1 tRNA gene is annotated in these 292 nt (G+C 38.4%); it reads right to left on the reverse strand.

Annotated features, from left to right (window positions below):
* Positions 1 to 209: 209 nt before the first annotated feature.
* Positions 210 to 285 (reverse strand) — tRNA-Ala (locus ATB78_RS28040).
* Positions 286 to 292: the final 7 nt, after the last annotated feature.

A 292-nucleotide genomic window follows, 5' to 3' on the forward strand; every position in this document is an offset into this window, starting at 1 on the left:
TTTGCCGGACTCAATTTCGAATAATCACTTAAAAGTGATATTCCCAAGAACACTTGAATGTGTTTTTTGGTGTTTGTCATAAAGACAAACATTGAGAACTTTACAAACAAACTTAAAAGTTTGTTTTTGTCAGCTTTCCAAATTGTTAAAGAGCTAGATTTTCTTATGAAAACCATTTTTAAAGATTCTTTTTCAAGAACACTTAAAGATGGTGGAGCTATGCGGGATCGAACCGCAGACCTCCTGCGTGCAAGGCAGGCGCTCTCCCAGCTGAGCTATAGCCCCATCAAGG

This window comes from Vibrio sp. CUB2 (assembly GCF_001557945.1).
GTDB lineage: Bacteria > Pseudomonadota > Gammaproteobacteria > Enterobacterales > Vibrionaceae > Vibrio > Vibrio owensii.